Below are 17,777 nucleotides of genomic sequence, written 5' to 3' on the forward strand. Positions count from 1 at the left end.
TGGAGGTCTGAATGAGTTCCAAACTGGTGGACAGGGCCGCCCTGAATCTGGACACCCAGGTCCTGTCCAACTTCATCTACGAGTGGAACATCTCCCGCCGGCATATCTCCGCCTATCCCCACGGCCACCCCCTGATCGGCAAATCCGCAGAAAAAGTGCTTTCCCTCCTTGGTCAGCTGCTCGAATTCCGCAGCGCCTTCACCCTGGGAATCGCCAAGGACTCCCTGTTGATCGGCAACTCGTTTTTCGACCGCCGCAATCCTGTTTTCAGGGATTTCGCCCAGGCCCTGTTCGGTGTGGGCATCGCCTCCATCACCGTGCGCAGGGGGCTTACGGCCGATGAGTTGTACCGGTTCAACCGCATCCTGTCGTTCAGTCGGGAGGAGGTCCGTGACTGCGGCGGGATCGAGCAGGCGCTGATCGATTCCGGGGTGCGCTGCATCATGGTCGAGCAGGTCGATTACGACGCCTTCCGGGCCACCGAGGAGACTTCGGTTCGGGCCTCCGATGCCGCAAAAGCTCCGCGTGACCCCGGCTCGCTCTGGGACCAGTTCGTCAAGGGGATTCTGGACGGGACCGGCGACTCCGCCACGGAACCGCCCACAGCCGCTGCCCTGGCCGATGCGATGAACGCTCAGCAGGATACGCCCGAAGCGGGCCGGGAAAAGCAGTATCAGGAAGCCATCTCCTCCTTCATCAGCCAGGTGGGCGCCGGCGGCATGGAGCGCGCGGCCCGGCGCGAGGTCCTGGAGCGGCTCGGGGGCCTGGTCGCCGGCCTGAACCCGGAACTGCGCCGGCAGTTTCTCAACAGCGCCTTCCAGTCGCTGGCCGAGGCCGACGCCGTCGCCGAGGAATTTCTCGGCCGGCTGCCTGACGGGGTTATCATCGAAGCCCTCGAATCGGTCAACGAACGGCGTGACTCGGTCCCCTCCGGGGTGCTCAACCTGCTGGCGAAGCTGGCCCGCCATGGCCAGCAGGGCAAGGGGGGGCGGATCCGCGGCGCGGACCGGGCCGGGGAGGGGGGGGTGGAGGAAAAGCTTCAGGTGATCTTCCGCGAGGAGGAGACCGAGCGCTTCGTTCCGCAGGATTACCAGGAGGCGCTTGGCGCCATTCTGGAGGCCGAAAGCCTTCCGCCCGACGACCTGGAACAGCTGGAGACCCTCAAGCAGACCCTGGAAAGCCACTGCGTGGAGACCCAGATCAGCTCGGTGATCCTGGAGGTCCTGCGCTCCGGGCCCGATGCCGAGCAGCTCGAGGTGCTCAAGCGCAGCCTGCTCGAACTGGCCGGCTATTTTCTGGAGATGGGCGATTTCCCAGCCCTGCTCGCCATGCACCACCGCCTGGTCGGCGAGGCCGGCGAGGAATCCCTGCGCCGGGAGATCCTGACCCTGTTTGCGGAGGAGGAGTTCGTGGAGCAGGTGCTTGACTCCCTCTCCCGGCACGGCAAGGCCAAATACGAGGAGATCGCCGGGCTGATCCGCGAAATCGGAGAGCCCTTCGTCAACCCGCTGATGAATCGCCTGGCTGAAGAAAGCAGCATGTCGCTGCGCCGCTATTACATGGTCCGGCTCGAAGAGCTGGGCCATCTTACCCGCGACGCGGCGCTGCGGCGCCTGGACGACCCGCGCTGGTATTTTGTCCGCAACCTGATCATTTCGTTGCGCCAGCTCAACGACCCGTCGGTGGTCGAAGCGGTGCGCAAACTGCGCAGCCATGAACGCCCCCAGGTCCGCCAGGAGGTCATGCGGACTCTGCTCCATTTCAACGATGCCGAGGCCAACCGGATCCTGCTCCAGGACCTGGCCAGTTCGGAACTGCCGCGCCAGCTGACCGCCCTGCAACTGGCCGAGCGCAGCCCCAGCGCCGAGGTGTTCACCAAACTGCTCGAAATGGCCGCCAGCGGGGGGCTGGGAAAACGGGAATTCGAGCTGCGGCTTGCGGTGCTTCGCACCTTGGCGGAAATCGGCAGTCCTGAGGCCCTGCCCGTGCTGGGCCGGATCTTCAACTCCCGGCCCCTGCTGCACAAGAAGACCCACCAGCGGCTTCGCCTGGAAATTCTGCGCAGTCTGCCCCGCTATCCCGCCGAGTCGGTGACCTGGCTGCTGGAGAAGCTGGCGGGAGTAAAGGATCCGGATATCGCCCGGGAGGCCGCGAAGACCCTCCAGCGGGTAACCCAGGGGAGGCGCAAGTGAGTACCGGACAGAGAGCCGATTTGATGGATTTTATCCGGCACCTGGTCACCGCCATGGCCACCGCCACCCTCTACTCGCCCCAGCACCGCCAGGTCAGCCGATTGCGCGAGGCTGCCCTGGCCAGCCTGCGCGATGCGCTCAACGCCGGGCCCGACATCTCCCTGATGCTGGTAGACGAAGAGCTGATTTTCGACGGGACGCCACTGACCACCAGCATGCATGTGGTGAAGCTCACCCAGGCCATGAAGGCCCGTGGCCTCGGGCACCTGAAAATCCGCCAGGGTATCGGCGACGAGGAGGTGATGCGGCTGATCACCCAGCTGGCCAAGTCCGCGGATGCCGATACGGAGTTGATCTCCACCGAGTACCTGCGCTTCGGCAAGGTCCAGGTCCGTTTCGGCCAGAGCGGTGAAGGAGAATGGGAAGGGGCGGAGATCCTCGCCATCCCGGAGCTGGGAGAGATTCCGGATGAGGAACGGTTCCGCTTCGAGGAGCTGTACGACGAGGCGCGGCGCCACAACAAGCTCAACGTCAAGGGAATCAGTGAGATCGTCACCAGCTTCATCCAGACCTTCAGCCGCGAGGCCGATCCGCTGTTGACGCTGGCGCCCCTGCGTGCCCTGGACGAGTACACCTTCACCCATTCCACCAACGTCTGCGTGCTGAATCTCGCGCAGGCCATGGCCATGGGAATTTCCGGCGCGCGCCTGCATGATATCGGCATCGCCGCCATGCTCCACGACATCGGCAAGGTGTTCATCCCCGAAGAAATCCTCAACAAGGCGGGGAAGCTCGACGAGACGGAATGGGAACTGATGCAGCAGCACCCGCTCAAGGGGGCGCAGCATCTGCTCGACACCCCCGGAGTGCCGCGCCTGGCGGTGGTTACCGCCTTCGAACACCACCTCAAATACGACTTTACCGGCTACCCGAAAGTTGCCGCTGGCTGGGAGCAGAACCTCTGCAGCCAAATGACCACCATTTCCGACGTATTCGATGCCCTGCGTACCAAGCGGGCCTACCGGGGCGCCATGGACTATGAAAAAATTTCCGCCATCCTCCTGGAAATGGCCGGCACCGAGCTGCACCCGACGCTTACCCGCAATTTTCTCAAAGTACTGGGACGGGTGGGGCTGTCCATAACCGCGGGCGGGTAAGGCTGAACGGTGGTTTTTCTCACCAGGAGATCCAGGCGCGGGCCGCCCAATGCGAGGGGGCTTGATCGCGGTTCCAGGTTGGGCGAAAATGCTGATTCCGGCCAGGGGTGAAGAACGGGGCGAATTGACCAATGAGGCAGCAGAGCATCATCGAGCGGGTTCGGGAGATCGAGGAGCTGGCTCGCAAATTCCACGAGGTGGAAGCGAGCATCCTCTCCATTCTCAATTTCCGCGGTTTTTTCGAAACCCTGCTGTCAAAAATCGCCGGCACCTTTGAAATCCCCCAGGTCAGCTTTGCGCTGATCGAGGAGTCGGAGCTGGCCGGGCTGGTCCGCGAGGCGGTGCGCGAGCCGGCCACCCGGCGCAATTTGAGTTTTGTCCGGCGCAGCGAATTCGAATCGCTGCTGGGGGGCCGTCTCGTTCCCCTGCTGGTCAACGAGGGGCTGCAGCCTTACCTTCGCCTGTTCCCGGCGGCAACCCGCGGCGAAATCCGCTCGGCAGCCATCGTCCCCCTGCAACTGGACGGTGAACTGGTGGGCAGTCTCAACCATGCCGACCCCTCCGCGACCCGCTTTCAGCCCGGGCTGAACGCGGTCTTCCTGGAGCGGCTGGGACTCAAGGTTTCGCTCTGCCTCTCCAATGTCACCGCCCACGAGCAGCTGGTATTCGCCGCCCAGCATGACCCGCTCACCAACCTGCTCAACCGCCGGGTCATGGATTCGGTGCTGGCCCGCGAGTTCGCCCGGGCCAGGCGCTACAACGGCACCCTCTCCCTGGTGTTCCTGGATCTGGACGATTTCAAGCTGGTCAACGACAGCTTCGGTCACGACTGCGGCGACCGGCTGCTGCAGCACATCGCTCGGCTTCTGGAGCGCCTGACCCGCTCCAGCGACCTGGTGATCCGTTTTGCCGGGGATGAGTTCGTGCTGATCCTCCCCGAAACCGCACCCCGGGACGCGGTGCAGCTGATGGGCAGGGTTCAGACGGCCCTCCAGAAAAACCCTTTCAGGGAGAACGGGATAGTGGTGCCGACCGCGATCAGCTTCGGCATCGCCTCGACCCTGGAGGAGGACTTGGCCGCCGCCGAGCAGCTGGTCAAGCGGGCCGACCAGCGGCTCTACCGGTTCAAGGACCAGAAAAAACGCCCTGCAGAGGAGCTAGCCCATGGCCGTTAAGCCCCATGCCGATTCCGCCGCCGCGCTCCCCTGGAACCCTGCCAGCCAACCGTTGATGCTGGCCCCCATGCAGGGGCTGACCAACCGGGCCCTGCGCGGGGTCTTCGTCGACTGGGTCCGGCCCGACGTGGTCTTCACCGAATTCATCCGGGTCAATGCCGGCACCGCCCGGGGCCTCAAGGCAACCGATCGCAAGGAGGCGGCGGACCGCGCCGGGGGGGTGCCCCTGGTGGTTCAGCTCATCGGCAGAAACGCGGAGACCCTGGTCCCTGCCGCCCTGGCGGCGCAGCAGGCCGGGGCCGAACATCTGAACCTGAACATGGGCTGCCCCTTCGGCCGGATGACCCCCGGTTCGGCCGGCGGCGGCATGCTGAAAACCCCCGAAAATATTCCCGAGATCCTCCGGCAGCTGCGCCTGGCCATCTCCGGGAGCTTTTCGGTGAAGATTCGTGCCGGCTATGAAAATCCACAGCAGATCTTCGAACTGCTGCCGGTCATCGAGGCGGCCGGGGTCGACTTTCTCGTGCTGCATCCTCGCACCGTGCTGCAGAAATACAGCGGCCGGGCCGAGCATGGCATCACCGCCAGGGTGGTCGCCGCCACCAGGCTGCCGGTCATTGCCAATGGCGACATCGACAGCGCGGAGTCCGCCCGGCGGGTCGCCGAGACGACCGGCGCTGCCGGATTGATGCTGGGCCGGGCGGCGATAGCCGATCCTCTGCTGTTCCAGCGGATCCGGGGGCAAGCCGCTGCCGAGCCATCCGCGGCCGAAAGGCGGGCCGAACTGGCGCGGTACCTCGGCCAGCTGCTCGAGCGCTACGCCGAACTGTTCTGCGGCGATACCCAGGTACTGCGCAAGCTCAAGGAGGCGCTGGCCTTCCATGCCGACCCGCGGCTGCGTGAGGCGGTGACCGGATTGCGGCGGGCAAAGAGCCTGGCTGAATTTTCCGACCGGGTGCAGGCGCTTGGGGGCTAGGGCCGTTGCGGGGACGGCAAAAATTGCCGGACCTCTTGTGCAATTTCATAGAACGCGGTTATTATTTCCTGGGGTTTCCTTCAACGTCTTCGCCCTCGGGCAGGAAAGAGGTTCATGACTCACCAGGGCTATTTTGAGCGTATCGAGCAGCTTGACCGTGCCCGGTCGGTGGAAGAGCTTCATGCCGGCTGTGCGGATATCTGCGCCGACTACGGATTCGAGCATTTCCTCTACGGAGCGCGGATCCCGGTCTCGCTGGTCAAGCCGCAGATGTTCATCATCAGCGGCTACCCCAACTCCTGGTGGCAGCATTACAAGGACCAGGGTTACATGGGGGTCGATCCCACCGTCAGCCACTGCGCCACGCGGCATGTGCCGCTTTATTGGGGGGCGCCGGAGGTGGCCGGAACCGCAGGTTCGTCGGCCCGGAAAATGATGAGGGAGGCCGGAGAGTTCGGGCTGTGCAACGGCCTGAGCATCCCGGTGCACGGCAGCCAGGGTGAAAACGCCCTGCTCGCCCTGACCACTTCGGCGCCGCCGGAGCGCAGCGAGGGGTGGATCCGCGAGGCTCTTCCCTTCGTGCAGGCGCTGGCCCCCTTTGTCCACGAAGCCGCCCGCCGCATCATCGAAATCAGGGAGATTTCCCCGGCCCGGCCCCGGCTCACCTCCCGGGAGAAGGAGTGTCTGCTCTGGGCGGCCGAGGGCAAGACCTCCTGGGAGACTTCACAGATCCTCGGTGTCGCCGAACGTACCGTCATCTTCCATCTGCAGAACGCCGCCGCCAAGCTTGAGGTCAGCGGCAAGCAGCACGCCGTGGCCCGGGCCATCTCCCTCGGCCTGATCGCCACTCACCCCGCCTGACCCGCAGCAATCTCCCCCAAATCGCCTTTTCTCTCAAAAAAACGCACGATTTCAACCGGTTCTAGGAAACCTGTAAGATCTTACAGCTGTCGGATAGCCCCTCTGCATGGTTGACTTCCCCATGAACTCTAACTGGGAGGTTGTCCAATGAGCAGAGTCCTTACCGGACGGGCCCTCGACCCGCACATCAATAGCCAAAGCCTCAGGGGCATGTTTCATCTGCGCCACCGGGTGTTCTTCGAACAGCTGGGCTGGGAGGTGCGCAGCCGCAACGGCCAGGAGCGGGACGGTTTCGACGACCTGGACCCGGTCTACATGTTGACCGGGGGGCAAAAGGGAGCCGTCGAGGGATGTTGGCGGCTGCTGCCGACCACCGGCGACTACATGCTCGAGAAAATCTTTCCCCAGCTGGCGCGGGGGGCCGAGATCCCCAAGGACGAGTCGATCTGGGAGATCAGCCGCTTTGCCGTACTCCCCTCAGGGAGCGCTTCGCGCCAGCAGGCCAATCTCTGTTCGCTCACTTTCGACCTGCTGCGGGCCGGAGTCGATTTCGCCGACCGCAACGGCATCCGTCATTACGTATTCGTTACCAGCGTGGCGGTTGAGCGCCTGCTCAAACGGGTGGGGCTGCCGCTGCGCCGTTTCGGCGATGGACAGGCGGTGCGCGTCGGCAAGGTGCTCTCGGTGGCCTGCTGGATCGACATCGACGACCACACCCGCCAGGCGGTCTGCGGAGCCAACGCCCCGGCCCGGGAGGCGGCATGAGGGTTCTTTTCGTCGGCAGCCATCCGCGGGCCAGGGCGCTTTTTCGCCTGCTTTGCGGCAGGGACCGGCAGGCGGTGCTGCACAGCGCCAACGGCCTGACCTCGGTGCGGCTGCTTCTGGAGACGGGCAACCGCTATGATTTCGCCATCCTGAGCGGCAGAGAGGGTACCGCGGATTGCCTGGCCATGGCCGGGGAGCTGCGGGCGGCCAACCCCAGGGTGACCATCGCCTATCTGTCCATGGCAGAGCAGGAGCCGCCACGGGCCCGGGGCTGGAACCGCTTGCTGGGCGCGTTCGAAAAAAGCTCCCAGGGGCCGCGGATGCTCAATTGCGTCCTGGCCCTGCCGAGCGCGGCGGCGGGCAACTGCGCCCGGGACCTTGGGGAGGTTATTTTCGAATACCAGGCCCCCTGCACCCCGAAACGCGCCATCGCGCCCTGAACCGGAAAAGGAGCAAAAGCCGTGGGTTTCGAAAACTTTTTCGAAAATGCCGTCCAGTGCATGCTGCTGATCAGCGCCGATGAGAGAATCCTGCGCGTCAATTCGGCGGCGGAGGAGCTGCTGGCCCGCTCCGCCGACACCCTGGTCGGGCAGGCGGTGGTCGATCTGCTGCCGGAGGAAGATCTGCAGCGCTGGAAAATCCTCCGGCAGCCAGACGATGCCGGGGCCGGCAACCGCTTTCGCTTTGATCTGGACTGCCTGCGGGGTGACGGGCGCCCGGTGTCGGTCCGCCTTTCGCTGCAGCCCGGTCCCGAGGATCCCGGAGAAGGCAGGTCCTATGTCATAACCCTCGAGGATCGTTCGGCCCTTCAGCGCATGGAGTCCCGCCTGGAATACCTGACCCATTTCGACCCCCTGACCGGTCTGGCCAACCGCGGCCTGTTCCGCGACCGACTGGGCCATGCCCTGGCCAAGGCCTGTCGGCAGAAACAGCACCTTGCCCTGCTGCTGCTGAACATCAACCGGTTTCGCTCCGTCAACAGCTCCTGCGGTCAGAAGATCGGTGACGAACTGTTGAAAAAGGTGGCTGCCAGGCTCAAATCGTGTGTTCGCGTCACCGATACCGTGGCGCGCATCGATGGCGGCCGGTTCGCCATTCTGCTGGAAGACCTGCATTCGAACGAGCCGGTTTCTCCGGTGCTGCGCAAGATCATGCAGGTTCTGGGGGTACACTTTTTGATTGAAGACCAGGAGTTTTTTCTCAAATTCGGTGTCGGCATCGCTTTTTATCCCGAGGATGCGGAAGACCCCGAAGCGCTGCTGCGCAATGCCGAAACCGCCATGTGCCGGGCCCGCGAAGAGGGGCGCAACTGGTACCAGTACTACACCCAGGAGATGAACGCCCACGCCCGGGAGCGGCTGCGGCTGGAGAGCTCACTTCACCGGGCCTTGGAACGGGGCGAATTCGAACTGTACTACCAGCCCAAGTTGGAGGTTGCCAGCGGCCGGGTTGTCGGTTTCGAAGCCCTGCTGCGCTGGAACCATCCGCAGTGTGGGCGTATCGGTCCGGGCGACTTCATCCCGCTGCTCGAAGAGACCGGCCTCATTCACCCGGTGGGGCGTTGGGTACTGTGGGAGGCCTGCAGGCAGGCGGTTCTTTGGCGGCGAAGCGGCCGCGAGGCGCTGCGCATGGCGGTGAACATTTCCGCCCGGCAGTTCATGGACCGGGAATTTATCGGCCTGTTGGAGCATGCCCTGATGGAGACCGGCATGGACCCCGCCGACCTGGAACTCGAGTTGACCGAGAGCGCGCTGATGAAGGCGAGCCCGGAAACCTCCAGGGCGCTCGAGGCGATAGCGGCGCTCGGGGTTCGCATCGCCATCGACGACTTCGGAACCGGCTATGCTTCGATGGAATACCTGAAGCGCTTTCCCGTTCGCTCCCTGAAAATCGACCGGGGATTCATTGGCGGCATCGTCGACAATCCAAGCGATGCGGCGATCACTCTGGCCATCCTGACCCTGGCGCGCAGTCTTGAACTCGACCTGGTGGCCGAGGGGGTGGAAAGCCCAGAGCAGCTGGAGTTGCTGCACTCCTGGGGGTGCGGGGAGGTCCAGGGATTTCTGTTCGCCGCACCGGGGCCGGCCGTCGATTTCGATAGCTGGAGCGTAAAGGACTGGCTGTGCCCGACCCCTCCCACCCTGCTCCACTGATCCCCAAGGCCGCATTATAGAAGGGGTGCCGGGATTTTAAGGGAAAAGCCACCTGCTCCAGGATAATATATGCTGTTGACATTCCCCCTTTCGCCGTTGTATTAAAAAAACGTATTTTTTAGGCGTTAAGATTCTCTGGGAGGGGGAATGCGGGCGATTGCCGGTTGGTTACTGGTGGCGATGCTGCTTTTGGGAGCCGCCTCGCCCCCGGCGAGCAGCAAAAAGCTGGTCATCGCCGGCACCGGGGACAGCCTGCGGTTGTTGGGTGTCCTGGGGCGGGCTTTCGAGGGCCATTACCCGGCGATCGCCACGGAGGTGCCGCCCAGCGTCGGCAGCACCGGCGGGATCAAGCGTCTGTTCGAAGGCGACTGCGACCTCGCCAGGGTGGCCCGCCCCCTGGATGCCCAAGAGACCCGGCTCGGCCTCGGCTACCGCCTGTTCGCCTACTCCCCCGTGGTTTTCGTGGCCAACCTGCCCTCCTCCTGCATCGAGGGGGTTGCGGCGGAGCAGGTCATAGGGATCTATTCCGGGGCCCTCGACTCCTGGGACCAGCTGAGTCCCGCCTGCGAACAGCAGAAAATCTACGTCGCCAACCGCGAGGAAGGCGATTCCTCCCGCCGGGTAATAGAACAGCGCCTGCCCGCCTTCAAGGCCATTCCGGCCTTTGCCGGAGAAGTTCTCTACAGCACCCAGGAAGCCCTGCGCATTCTTGAGCGCTACCCCTACACCATCGGCTATCTCCCCCTGGCCAGCGCCCTGGGCAGCTCCCTGAAAATACTTGCTTTCGATGGGAATTTGCCGCAGGTCACGGACGGCGGCGCCCAGAACTACCCTCTGCTGGTCCCCCTGGGGATTGTCTGGAAGGGGCAGCTGCAGGGGCCAAGGCGGCAGTTTGTCGAGTTTCTCTCCAGCTCCGAAGCCAGGGAACTGGTCCGGGCCAACGGCGCTTTGCCGGCATCGGGACCCTGAGCCGGCCCACTGTTCAGGCATATGCCCATGCTCTCGCTCAAAACGAAAATCACCGGGGCCTTCGCCCTTGCCGTCATCCTCACCGTGCTGCTGCTGGGAGGGTTGAGCCACCTGCTGCTGGTTCAGACCCTGACCGAGGTTCAGCAGCAGGAGATGCACCAGTTTGCCCGCAGCACGGTCAAGGATCTCAGCCAGTTCCTGCATCACCACGAAGAGATCATGGCACGGATGGACACCCGGGATTACCACAGCAAGCGGGGAGACCTGCCCCTGGCCAAACACTTCTCCCGGTTCACGGAGGAGTTTCCGGTCCTTATCTACCTGGACCGGGCGGGGGAGGAAAAACTTCGCCTGGTGCGCGGGAGCATCGCCCTGCCGATGCAGAACTGGAGTTCGCACGAGCTGTTCCGCAAGGCGATGGCCAGTCCCAACCAGGTGGTCTATTCCAGGGCCGAACTCTGTCCCGACCTGGGAGAGCCGGTGGTGTGGATGGCGGTTGCCCGCTTCGGTTATTTTGGCGATGAATTTTTCGGGATTTTGGTGGGCGGGATTCCCCTTTCGGCTTTTTCCGCAGTCTGTTCGCAGGAATCGTCGGGCAATTGCTGCGACATTCTGATCATTGACGACAACGGCCAGCTGCTTCACCATCCCGAAGGGCCCGGCCTGCTTCATCCCCTCGGGGGGTCCGCGGCGGCCGCCCGTCAGTTGCTGCGCCAGACTCCGATGGAACAGGGATTTGCCCGGGCGACGCTGCAGGGCAGGGATGTCTTCGTCGCCTACGAGCCTCTGCAGCCCCTGGGGTGGTCGGTCGTGGCGCAGCTGCCGCATGAAGAATTCATGGCGGCGCCCAAGCGGCTGAGGACCCTGACCCTGGCCATCTGCCTGAGCATTCTAGCCGCCGGCTGCCTGGTTTCCCACCTGTTTTCCCAGCGGCTCACCACCGCCATCGACCAGCTCATCGCCCAGACCGGTCATGTCGCCGGGGGGGATTTCAGCCGGCGGGTGGAAACCGGTTCCGGCGATGAACTCAGCAGGCTCGCGGCCGCCTTCAATACCATGACCGAAACGCTGCAGGCGACCACCCAGGCCCGCGACTCGGTGGACGAGATCCTGCAGTCGATCATCGACCCCCTGATCGTGGCCGACGCCGACGGGCGACTGGTGAAGGTCAACGCCTCGGCGGTGCGGCTGTTTGGGCATACCGAGAAGGAGCTGCTGGGGCAAACCCTCTCGTCCCTGTTTGGCGCAGGCGAAACCGTTGCCCGCCAGGGCGAGCTGTTCCGGTTGCTGGGACTCGGACCGGTGAGCAACCTGGAAACCCGGGTAATCACCCGCGAAGGGCACGCGGTACCGGTTCTGCTCTCCTGCTCCCTGTGCGGCAGCGGCTCGGGGCAAGGGCCAGCCGGGGTGGTGGGAATCATCAAGGACATCACCGAGCGCAAGCGGGTGGCCGAGGAGCGCAGCCGGGCCCTGGCCGAGGCCGAAGCGGCCCGCGACCGGATCGACGCCATGCTGCGTTCGGTGGCCGAGGCCCTGGTGGTGACGGACCTCGAACAGCGTCTGTTGCTGATGAACCCGGCCGCCGAGCAGCTTCTCGGGATCGGGCTGGAGGATGCTTTGGGACGCCCGCTGCGGACGGTGATCAAAGTTCCGGGCTTGCGCGATCATCTGCTTGCGGCTCTGCCCGGTCCGCAGGAGCAGCTCAAGGAATTGGAGGTCTTCGACCACGGCCGGCGGGAAAACCGGATCCTGCAGGCAACCACGGCGGCGGTAAAAAACCGGGAGGGAAAAAAGTCCGGCTACATCACCAGTCTGCGCGACGTCACCGAGGAGCGCCTGGTCGAGAGGCTGAAAAACGAATTCATCAGTACCGCCGCCCACGAACTCAGGACCCCGCTGACCTCGGTCATGGGCTACGCGGAACTGCTGCTCAAGCCCGAGGATTTCGGCGGCTTTACTCGGGAACAGCAGCAGGAGTTCCTTGGGGAAATTTACGAGAAGACCGAGGTGCTGGCCCGGATCGTGGGGGATTTGCTGGATATCGCCCGGATTGAGTCGGGCCAGGCGGTTCCCCTCGACAGGGTCGAATGTTCGCTGGATCGCTCGATTGCCAAGGTCGTTCGCCACTACCAGGTGCATCATCCGGACCATCGGCTGGAGGTCCACCTGGAGGCCGCCGAGGGCCACCGGGTTCTGGCCGATGAGAACAAGATGGTCCAGGTGCTGGAAAACCTGGTCAGCAACGCCGTGAAATATTCGCCCCGGGGAAGCCGCGTGGCGGTGACCAGCCGGGTCGTCGACGCCGGCTACCTGATCCTGGTCGAAGACGAGGGGATCGGCATGAGCGCGGACCAGGTGCGCAGGATCTTCGACAAGTTCTACCGGGTCGACGCCTCGGACACGGCCGTCGGCGGCCTCGGGCTGGGGATGAGCATCGTCAGGAATATCGTTGAAGCCCACGACGGCACGATCGAGGTGGATAGCACACCCGGCCAAGGGACCCGGGTCAGGGTCATTCTGCCGCTGTCGGCGAGTTCCTCGCGGATCTGGGAGTCCGAGGCTGCCGCCGCCAGCCGTTCCTGAACCGGCCCTTCCCCTCCCCCCGAAAGATGCAGCGGGGCGGATGGCGAATCTTGTTGACAAGAGCCGGGGAAAAGCCCGAGAATCCGGCGACCTGCTCGATGGGTCCAGCGCTCCCGGAGGTCGTGCCAGATAATTTATGCGGCTTGTCTCTTTCAACCCTTATCGCTCCCTGGGGCTGCCCGGGGTGCGTTACATCAAGCCCGAGCTGGCCCTGCGCCACAAGGACGAGGTGAAGGCCGCGGATTGGGCGCTCTTTCCCGAGTCCTGGCAGGTCAACTTTCTGGCCTACGGCCTGAAAGTTCCCATTTTCCCCAACCTCAGCACCTTCCATCTGGGTTACGACAAGGTGGAAATGACCCGGGCCTTCTGGGCGGTGGCTCCCGAACATTTCCCGCACACCCTGATCCTGCCTTCCAACGAAAACGCCATCGGCCAGGTCCTCGATGAGCTGAGCTTCCCCATGGTGGGCAAGGAAATCCGCAACTCCATGGGGCGCGGCACCTTCCTGCTGCAGAACCGCCGTGAACTGATCGACTACGCCGCGCGCAACCCGGTGCTCTATCTGCAGGAATATCTCCCCATCGATCGCGACCTGCGGGTGGTGTACGTGGGCGACCGGGTGGTTTCGGCCTACTGGCGGATCGCCGGGGAGGGGCAGTTCCTGACCAACGTCGCCCAGGGGGGGCGGCTCTGCTTCGAGGCGATCCCCCCCGAGGCCCTGCAACTGGTGGAGCGGATCGCCAGGGCGTTGGAAATCAATCACGCGGGTTTTGACCTGGCCCTGGTCGAGGGGCATTTCTATTTTCTCGAATTCAACCCGATGTTCGGCAACGAGGGGCTGGCCCGCAGCGGCGTGCCCCTGGCCGAGATCATCTGGGAGTACCTGCTCACCCACACCTCGCGTCCCCCTGTCGCTCCCGGGCGTCCCCCCCTGGCCAGGGCCATCTGAAACTCCGGCGGTGCCCTCCAGGCTCCCCCGTCCTGTTCACCTCTCCTCCGCTGATCCCGCGACGCCCGGTCGGGGCCTTGGCTTTCGCAGGGCCGCCGGCAGCATCTGCGGTTATCCCGTGGGCCGCCGACAGGCTTGGCAGATGGCCTCCAGAGGCTGCCAGGCTGCCCGAGCAGGGCCCGCCAAGGTGTCAGGATTATTAATAACTACGATCAGTTACCTGCCGCCCCCCTTTTGAAAAAATGCCCCCCGGGTGATATAATTTTTCTCGTAGCGCGATGGTTGACGACCATCGGGGATTTAATGCCATCCAGCCGTGATGGATGAGAAAGAAGAATCACCATGCTCGCCTTGAGGCCGGCAGCAACGTCCCGGCCCCTCAATGATAATCCCGCGTCAGCATATTCGAACCAATTGCCCCCCGTCGGGGGCCTGGTGCCAACCGAGCCTGGAGGACAGGGATAATGCCAGTAAAAAAATACGACCAGTCGCTGCTCAGCCATCTGAAGGCCGTGAAGGAAGGGAATCGCCGGTTCGAAAACGCCTTTCAGGGAGTCGCCCGGATGATCCTTGAGGAGAAGATCGAGAAAGTCGTGGTCAACGGCAAAACCACCTACGACTTCCAGATCTTCCGCAACGGCCGCAAACACGTGATCGGCATGTATGACGAACTCAACAGCTTCGTCTCTTTCGTCAAGGACGCGGCCGAAGGGGGCTCGAGCAAGGAAATGGCTTTCGTGCTGGTCGGCGAGCCTGGCAACGGCAAGACCTTTTTCGTGGAGTTCCTCTGCAGCCGCTACCGCCAGTTCCTCAGCGACGAACGCAACCGCAAATACACCTTCAGGCTGACCGGCATGGGCGAGCTCGGCGGCTACGGGCGCATCTCCACCATCGAGTCGCAGACCTACGAAGACCCGATGATCCTGGCCATGAACCTGTTCGAGGCCGAGGAGGAGAATCGCGAGTTCCTGGCCAAAAAGGGGGGCTTCAGCGACCCGGAAATCGACCGGTTCTACGAAAACTATCGCCCCCTGGGGGCCTGCAGCGGCTACATGTGGAATGACATCCGCAGTTTTGCCGGCGGCAAGATCGAGGACATGCTCAAGCGCGTGGAGATCATCCCCGTCCCCCTCACCGAGAGCCTCGGTACGGTCACCGGCAAGTACGCGGCCAAGGACAAGATCACCTCCTCGGCCGTCGACCTGCTGGGCGAGGAGTCGATCCAGCGCCTGCTGCACATCACCGACACCAACAACCCTTACCGCTTCGACCTGCGCCGGGGGGCGCTGGCCCGGGTGGCGGGCGGCGGCATCCATTTCTCCGACGAGATCTACAAGAATAAAAAGGACCTGGTCCAGGTCTACCTGGGGGTGATCCAGAACCGGGTCATCGAAATCGACGGCTACAAGTGGCCCATCGACACCCTGATCATCGCCACCAGCAACAACTCGGAGTTCAACCGCTTTCTCGCCGAGAAGGAGGAGGCGCCCATCGTCGACCGCTGCCGGGTCTGCTACGTTTCGCACAACACCAACTACCGCATGCAGAGGGACCTGACCTACTACGCCATCGGCAGCGAGACCAAGACCACCCTGGCCAAGGAGGATCTGCACCAGGACCCCAACCTCAACTACGCCACCTCGGCCGCGGCGGTGCTGACCCGCCTGCCGCGCAGCGAAAAGCTCACCCCGGTGGAGACCATGAAACTCGCCGCCGGTGAGGTGGCCGGCGAGAAGAGCATCAAGGCCCTGGCCGAGGTCATCGACACCCTCAACCAGGAGCCCGACATTACCAAGCGCTTCGGCCAGAAGGGGCTGGGCCAGCGCAACCTGGGCAGGGCGGTGCAGTTGCTGATGGAGAGCTCGGAGACCAACGAGGGGCGCTGCATGTTCGCCTACGACGTCTTCGAGGCCTTTGACCGCATCATCCTCGACTACGTCCCCGACGCCAACGACCGGGCCAAGTATCTGGAGGACCTGAAGATCGCCAAGACCCTCTACCGCGAACGGATCATGACCGAGATGTTCAACGCCTACATGGACGAGCCCCAGGCGATCCGCAAGGACGTGATGAACTACGTCAACATGGTCATCGGCATCGACGCCGAAAACCTGGGCCCCGACCGGATGTGGAAGTACAAGGATCCGCAGAGCGGCGAGCTCAAGGCGCTGAAGATCGACGAGCGCTTCGTCAAGAGCATCGAGGAGCGGCTCGGCCTCAAGACCGAGGAGCAGCGCGAGACCTTCCGCACCTCGATCCGCAAGATCTACGGGCAGAAGATCTCCGTCGACCCCAACTACGACTTCATGGACAACCTCGAGCTGGTCAAGGCGGTCACCGACGTGCGCCTCAAGTCCGACATCGCCGGTGCCGGCAGCCTGATCGGGGCGCTGGCCAACCGCACCAACGAGGAGAACCAGAAGCTCTACGACCGGATGATCCGGACCATGCTGAAGAAGCTCGGTTACTGCACCACCTGCGCGCAGAAGACCATCGAGTATTTCTGCACCCAGGAGGATGAGGCGTAAAATCAGCAGTCAGGGGTGAGGAGTGAGGAGTGAGGGGCGTTAACGCTATATGAATCCGAAGCTGGCTAGATATTTTGCAGAGATCAAGAAGCGCGGGCTTTCGCCGCAGCGCGAGGCGCTGATCCGGGCCGAGCTGGCGTTGGGCGGCGGTCATGGACTGCGCGAGGTGGTTGGGCGCGAGGAATTTGCCACCTCCGCCTTGGGTCTCTACGCTGACGGCGATCTTTCGCGGATCCAGGCCATGACTTCGCCGCAGGGCTCCTACACCACCAACGTGCGCTCGCTGGACGAGCTGCTGGAGCGGGACCGGCAGCGGGAGAAGGACGGTTTCCCCCGCAAGATCCGGGTGGGGCGGCTGATCAAGCCGGGCAAGGGGGATTCGGGCAAGGTGGTGGTGGTGCCGACCACGGTGGAGGAGAAGTTTCTCCACGACTCCGCCTTCAAGCAGGAGCAGGAAGGGGGTGGCGCCTCCGGCGGCACCGGCGAGGGCGAAGAGGGCGAGGTCATCGGCGAACAGCCGGTGCGCGGTCCCGGCGAGGCCGGGTCCGGCAGCGCCGGCCAGGGCGAAGGGGGCGGCCACGAGGTGGAGTCCAACGCCTACGACCTGGGCCGCATCCTCACCGAGAAGTTCGAGCTGCCCAACCTCAAGGAAAAGGGGAAGAAGCGCTCCCTGTCGCGCTACACCTACGAGCTGACCGACAAGAACCGGGGCTTCGGCCAGGTGCTCGACAAGAAGGCTACCTTGCGCAAGATCCTCGAGACCAACATCAGCCTCGGCAACCTGCCGGATCTGGGGGAGATCGACACCACCAGGTTCCTGATCTCCCCCGACGACAAGGTCTACCGGATCCTCTCCCGCGAGAAGGACTACGAGTCCCAGGCGATGGTCTTTTTCGTGCGGGACTACTCGGGGTCGATGGAGGGCAAGGCCACCGAACTGGTGGTCTCCCAGCACGTGATGATCTACAGCTGGCTACTCTACCAGTACGAGAAAAATGTCGAGTCGCGCTTCATCGTCCACGACACCGACGCCACCGAGGTACCCGACTTCTACACCTACTACAACTCGCGGGTGGCCGGCGGCACGCGGGTGGCGGCCGCCTACCGGCTGGTCAACGAGATCGTCGACAAGGAGAACCTGGTGCAGGACTACAACATATACATCTTCCACGGCACCGACGGCGACGACTGGGACACCGGCGGCAAGGAGGTGCTGCCCGAGCTCAAGGCCATGCTGCGCTACGCCAACCGGGTCGGGGTGACCATCGCCGAGCACATCTCGGGGCCCAGCCACAGCACCGAGGTCGAGCGCTACCTGAAGAGCTCCGGCCTGATCGAGCAGGCCTCCAACCTGCTGCGGCTCGACGTGATGGGCGAGGACGCCGACGAGAAGCGGGTCATCGAGGGGATCAAGTCATTGATTTCGTGATGCCATGGAACGATACACCCCGTAGGGGCGGCCCTGTGTG

At 63.8% G+C, this 17,777-nt stretch carries 13 protein-coding genes; all 13 read left to right on the forward strand.

The annotated features are described in order from the left end of the window. The first annotated feature begins 11 nt into the window (after positions 1-11). Complete coding sequence (locus DESUT3_RS04160; RefSeq protein ID WP_221251200.1) at positions 12-2,192, forward strand: HEAT repeat domain-containing protein; 2,181 nt, start codon at positions 12-14, stop codon at positions 2,190-2,192. A gap of 23 nt (positions 2,193-2,215) precedes the next feature. Beyond that, positions 2,216-3,349: an HD-GYP domain-containing protein gene (locus tag DESUT3_RS04165; protein WP_221251201.1), complete on the forward strand. Its 1,134-nt coding sequence runs from the start codon at positions 2,216-2,218 to the stop codon at positions 3,347-3,349. 131 nt (positions 3,350-3,480) lie between these two features. Next, complete coding sequence (locus DESUT3_RS04170; RefSeq protein ID WP_221251202.1) at positions 3,481-4,524, forward strand: GGDEF domain-containing protein; 1,044 nt, start codon at positions 3,481-3,483, stop codon at positions 4,522-4,524. Beyond that, the gene (locus DESUT3_RS04175; RefSeq protein WP_225911621.1) at positions 4,514-5,500 is read left to right on the forward strand and encodes a tRNA dihydrouridine synthase; all 987 of its coding nucleotides are present in this window, start codon (positions 4,514-4,516) and stop codon (positions 5,498-5,500) included. Before DESUT3_RS04170 ends, DESUT3_RS04175 begins: the two co-directional genes overlap by 11 nt. 114 nt (positions 5,501-5,614) lie before the next feature. Further along, positions 5,615-6,361: a helix-turn-helix transcriptional regulator gene (locus tag DESUT3_RS04180; RefSeq protein WP_221251203.1), complete on the forward strand. Its 747-nt coding sequence runs from the start codon at positions 5,615-5,617 to the stop codon at positions 6,359-6,361. Positions 6,362-6,508: 147 nt separating this feature from the next. Beyond that, the gene (locus DESUT3_RS04185) at positions 6,509-7,126 is read left to right on the forward strand and encodes an acyl-homoserine-lactone synthase (protein ID WP_221251204.1); all 618 of its coding nucleotides are present in this window, start codon (positions 6,509-6,511) and stop codon (positions 7,124-7,126) included. Next, complete coding sequence (locus tag DESUT3_RS04190; RefSeq protein WP_221251205.1) at positions 7,123-7,566, forward strand: response regulator; 444 nt, start codon at positions 7,123-7,125, stop codon at positions 7,564-7,566. The genes DESUT3_RS04185 and DESUT3_RS04190 overlap by 4 nt, the downstream gene beginning before the upstream one ends. 21 nt (positions 7,567-7,587) lie before the next feature. Then, positions 7,588-9,279: a putative bifunctional diguanylate cyclase/phosphodiesterase gene (locus DESUT3_RS04195; protein WP_221251206.1), complete on the forward strand. Its 1,692-nt coding sequence runs from the start codon at positions 7,588-7,590 to the stop codon at positions 9,277-9,279. A 180-nt stretch (positions 9,280-9,459) separates the two neighbouring features. Further along, positions 9,460-10,248: a PstS family phosphate ABC transporter substrate-binding protein gene (locus DESUT3_RS04200; protein WP_221251207.1), complete on the forward strand. Its 789-nt coding sequence runs from the start codon at positions 9,460-9,462 to the stop codon at positions 10,246-10,248. A gap of 27 nt (positions 10,249-10,275) precedes the next feature. Then, a complete protein-coding gene (locus DESUT3_RS04205; protein WP_221251208.1) occupies positions 10,276-12,831 on the forward strand; it encodes an ATP-binding protein in 2,556 nt (851 codons plus the stop codon). Between the two features lie 136 nt (positions 12,832-12,967). After that, entirely contained in the window at positions 12,968-13,780 is an 813-nt protein-coding gene (locus tag DESUT3_RS04210) for an ATP-grasp domain-containing protein (RefSeq protein ID WP_221251209.1), read from the forward strand. Between the two features lie 464 nt (positions 13,781-14,244). Continuing rightward, a complete protein-coding gene (locus DESUT3_RS04215) occupies positions 14,245-16,308 on the forward strand; it encodes a serine protein kinase PrkA (RefSeq protein ID WP_221251210.1) in 2,064 nt (687 codons plus the stop codon). Between the two features lie 49 nt (positions 16,309-16,357). Then, on the forward strand, positions 16,358-17,737 hold the full coding sequence (locus tag DESUT3_RS04220) for a DUF444 family protein (RefSeq protein WP_221251211.1): 1,380 nt from the start codon (positions 16,358-16,360) through the stop codon (positions 17,735-17,737). Positions 17,738-17,777: the final 40 nt, after the last annotated feature.

The sequence above is a fragment of the Desulfuromonas versatilis genome (assembly GCF_019704135.1).
Lineage (GTDB): Bacteria > Desulfobacterota > Desulfuromonadia > Desulfuromonadales > NIT-T3 > Desulfuromonas_A > Desulfuromonas_A versatilis.

Coding starts and splice junctions, on each gene's coding strand:
- DESUT3_RS04160 (WP_221251200.1), top strand. CDS start 12: ATGAGTTCCAAACTGGTGGACAGGGCCGCCCTGAATCTGGACACCCAG.
- DESUT3_RS04165 (WP_221251201.1), top strand. CDS start 2,216: ATGGATTTTATCCGGCACCTGGTCACCGCCATGGCCACCGCCACCCTC.
- DESUT3_RS04170 (WP_221251202.1), top strand. CDS start 3,481: ATGAGGCAGCAGAGCATCATCGAGCGGGTTCGGGAGATCGAGGAGCTG.
- DESUT3_RS04175 (WP_225911621.1), top strand. CDS start 4,514: ATGGCCGTTAAGCCCCATGCCGATTCCGCCGCCGCGCTCCCCTGGAAC.
- DESUT3_RS04180 (WP_221251203.1), top strand. CDS start 5,615: ATGACTCACCAGGGCTATTTTGAGCGTATCGAGCAGCTTGACCGTGCC.
- DESUT3_RS04185 (WP_221251204.1), top strand. CDS start 6,509: ATGAGCAGAGTCCTTACCGGACGGGCCCTCGACCCGCACATCAATAGC.
- DESUT3_RS04190 (WP_221251205.1), top strand. CDS start 7,123: ATGAGGGTTCTTTTCGTCGGCAGCCATCCGCGGGCCAGGGCGCTTTTT.
- DESUT3_RS04200 (WP_221251207.1), top strand. CDS start 9,460: ATGCTGCTTTTGGGAGCCGCCTCGCCCCCGGCGAGCAGCAAAAAGCTG.
- DESUT3_RS04205 (WP_221251208.1), top strand. CDS start 10,276: ATGCTCTCGCTCAAAACGAAAATCACCGGGGCCTTCGCCCTTGCCGTC.
- DESUT3_RS04210 (WP_221251209.1), top strand. CDS start 12,968: ATGCGGCTTGTCTCTTTCAACCCTTATCGCTCCCTGGGGCTGCCCGGG.
- DESUT3_RS04215 (WP_221251210.1), top strand. CDS start 14,245: ATGCCAGTAAAAAAATACGACCAGTCGCTGCTCAGCCATCTGAAGGCC.
- DESUT3_RS04220 (WP_221251211.1), top strand. CDS start 16,358: ATGAATCCGAAGCTGGCTAGATATTTTGCAGAGATCAAGAAGCGCGGG.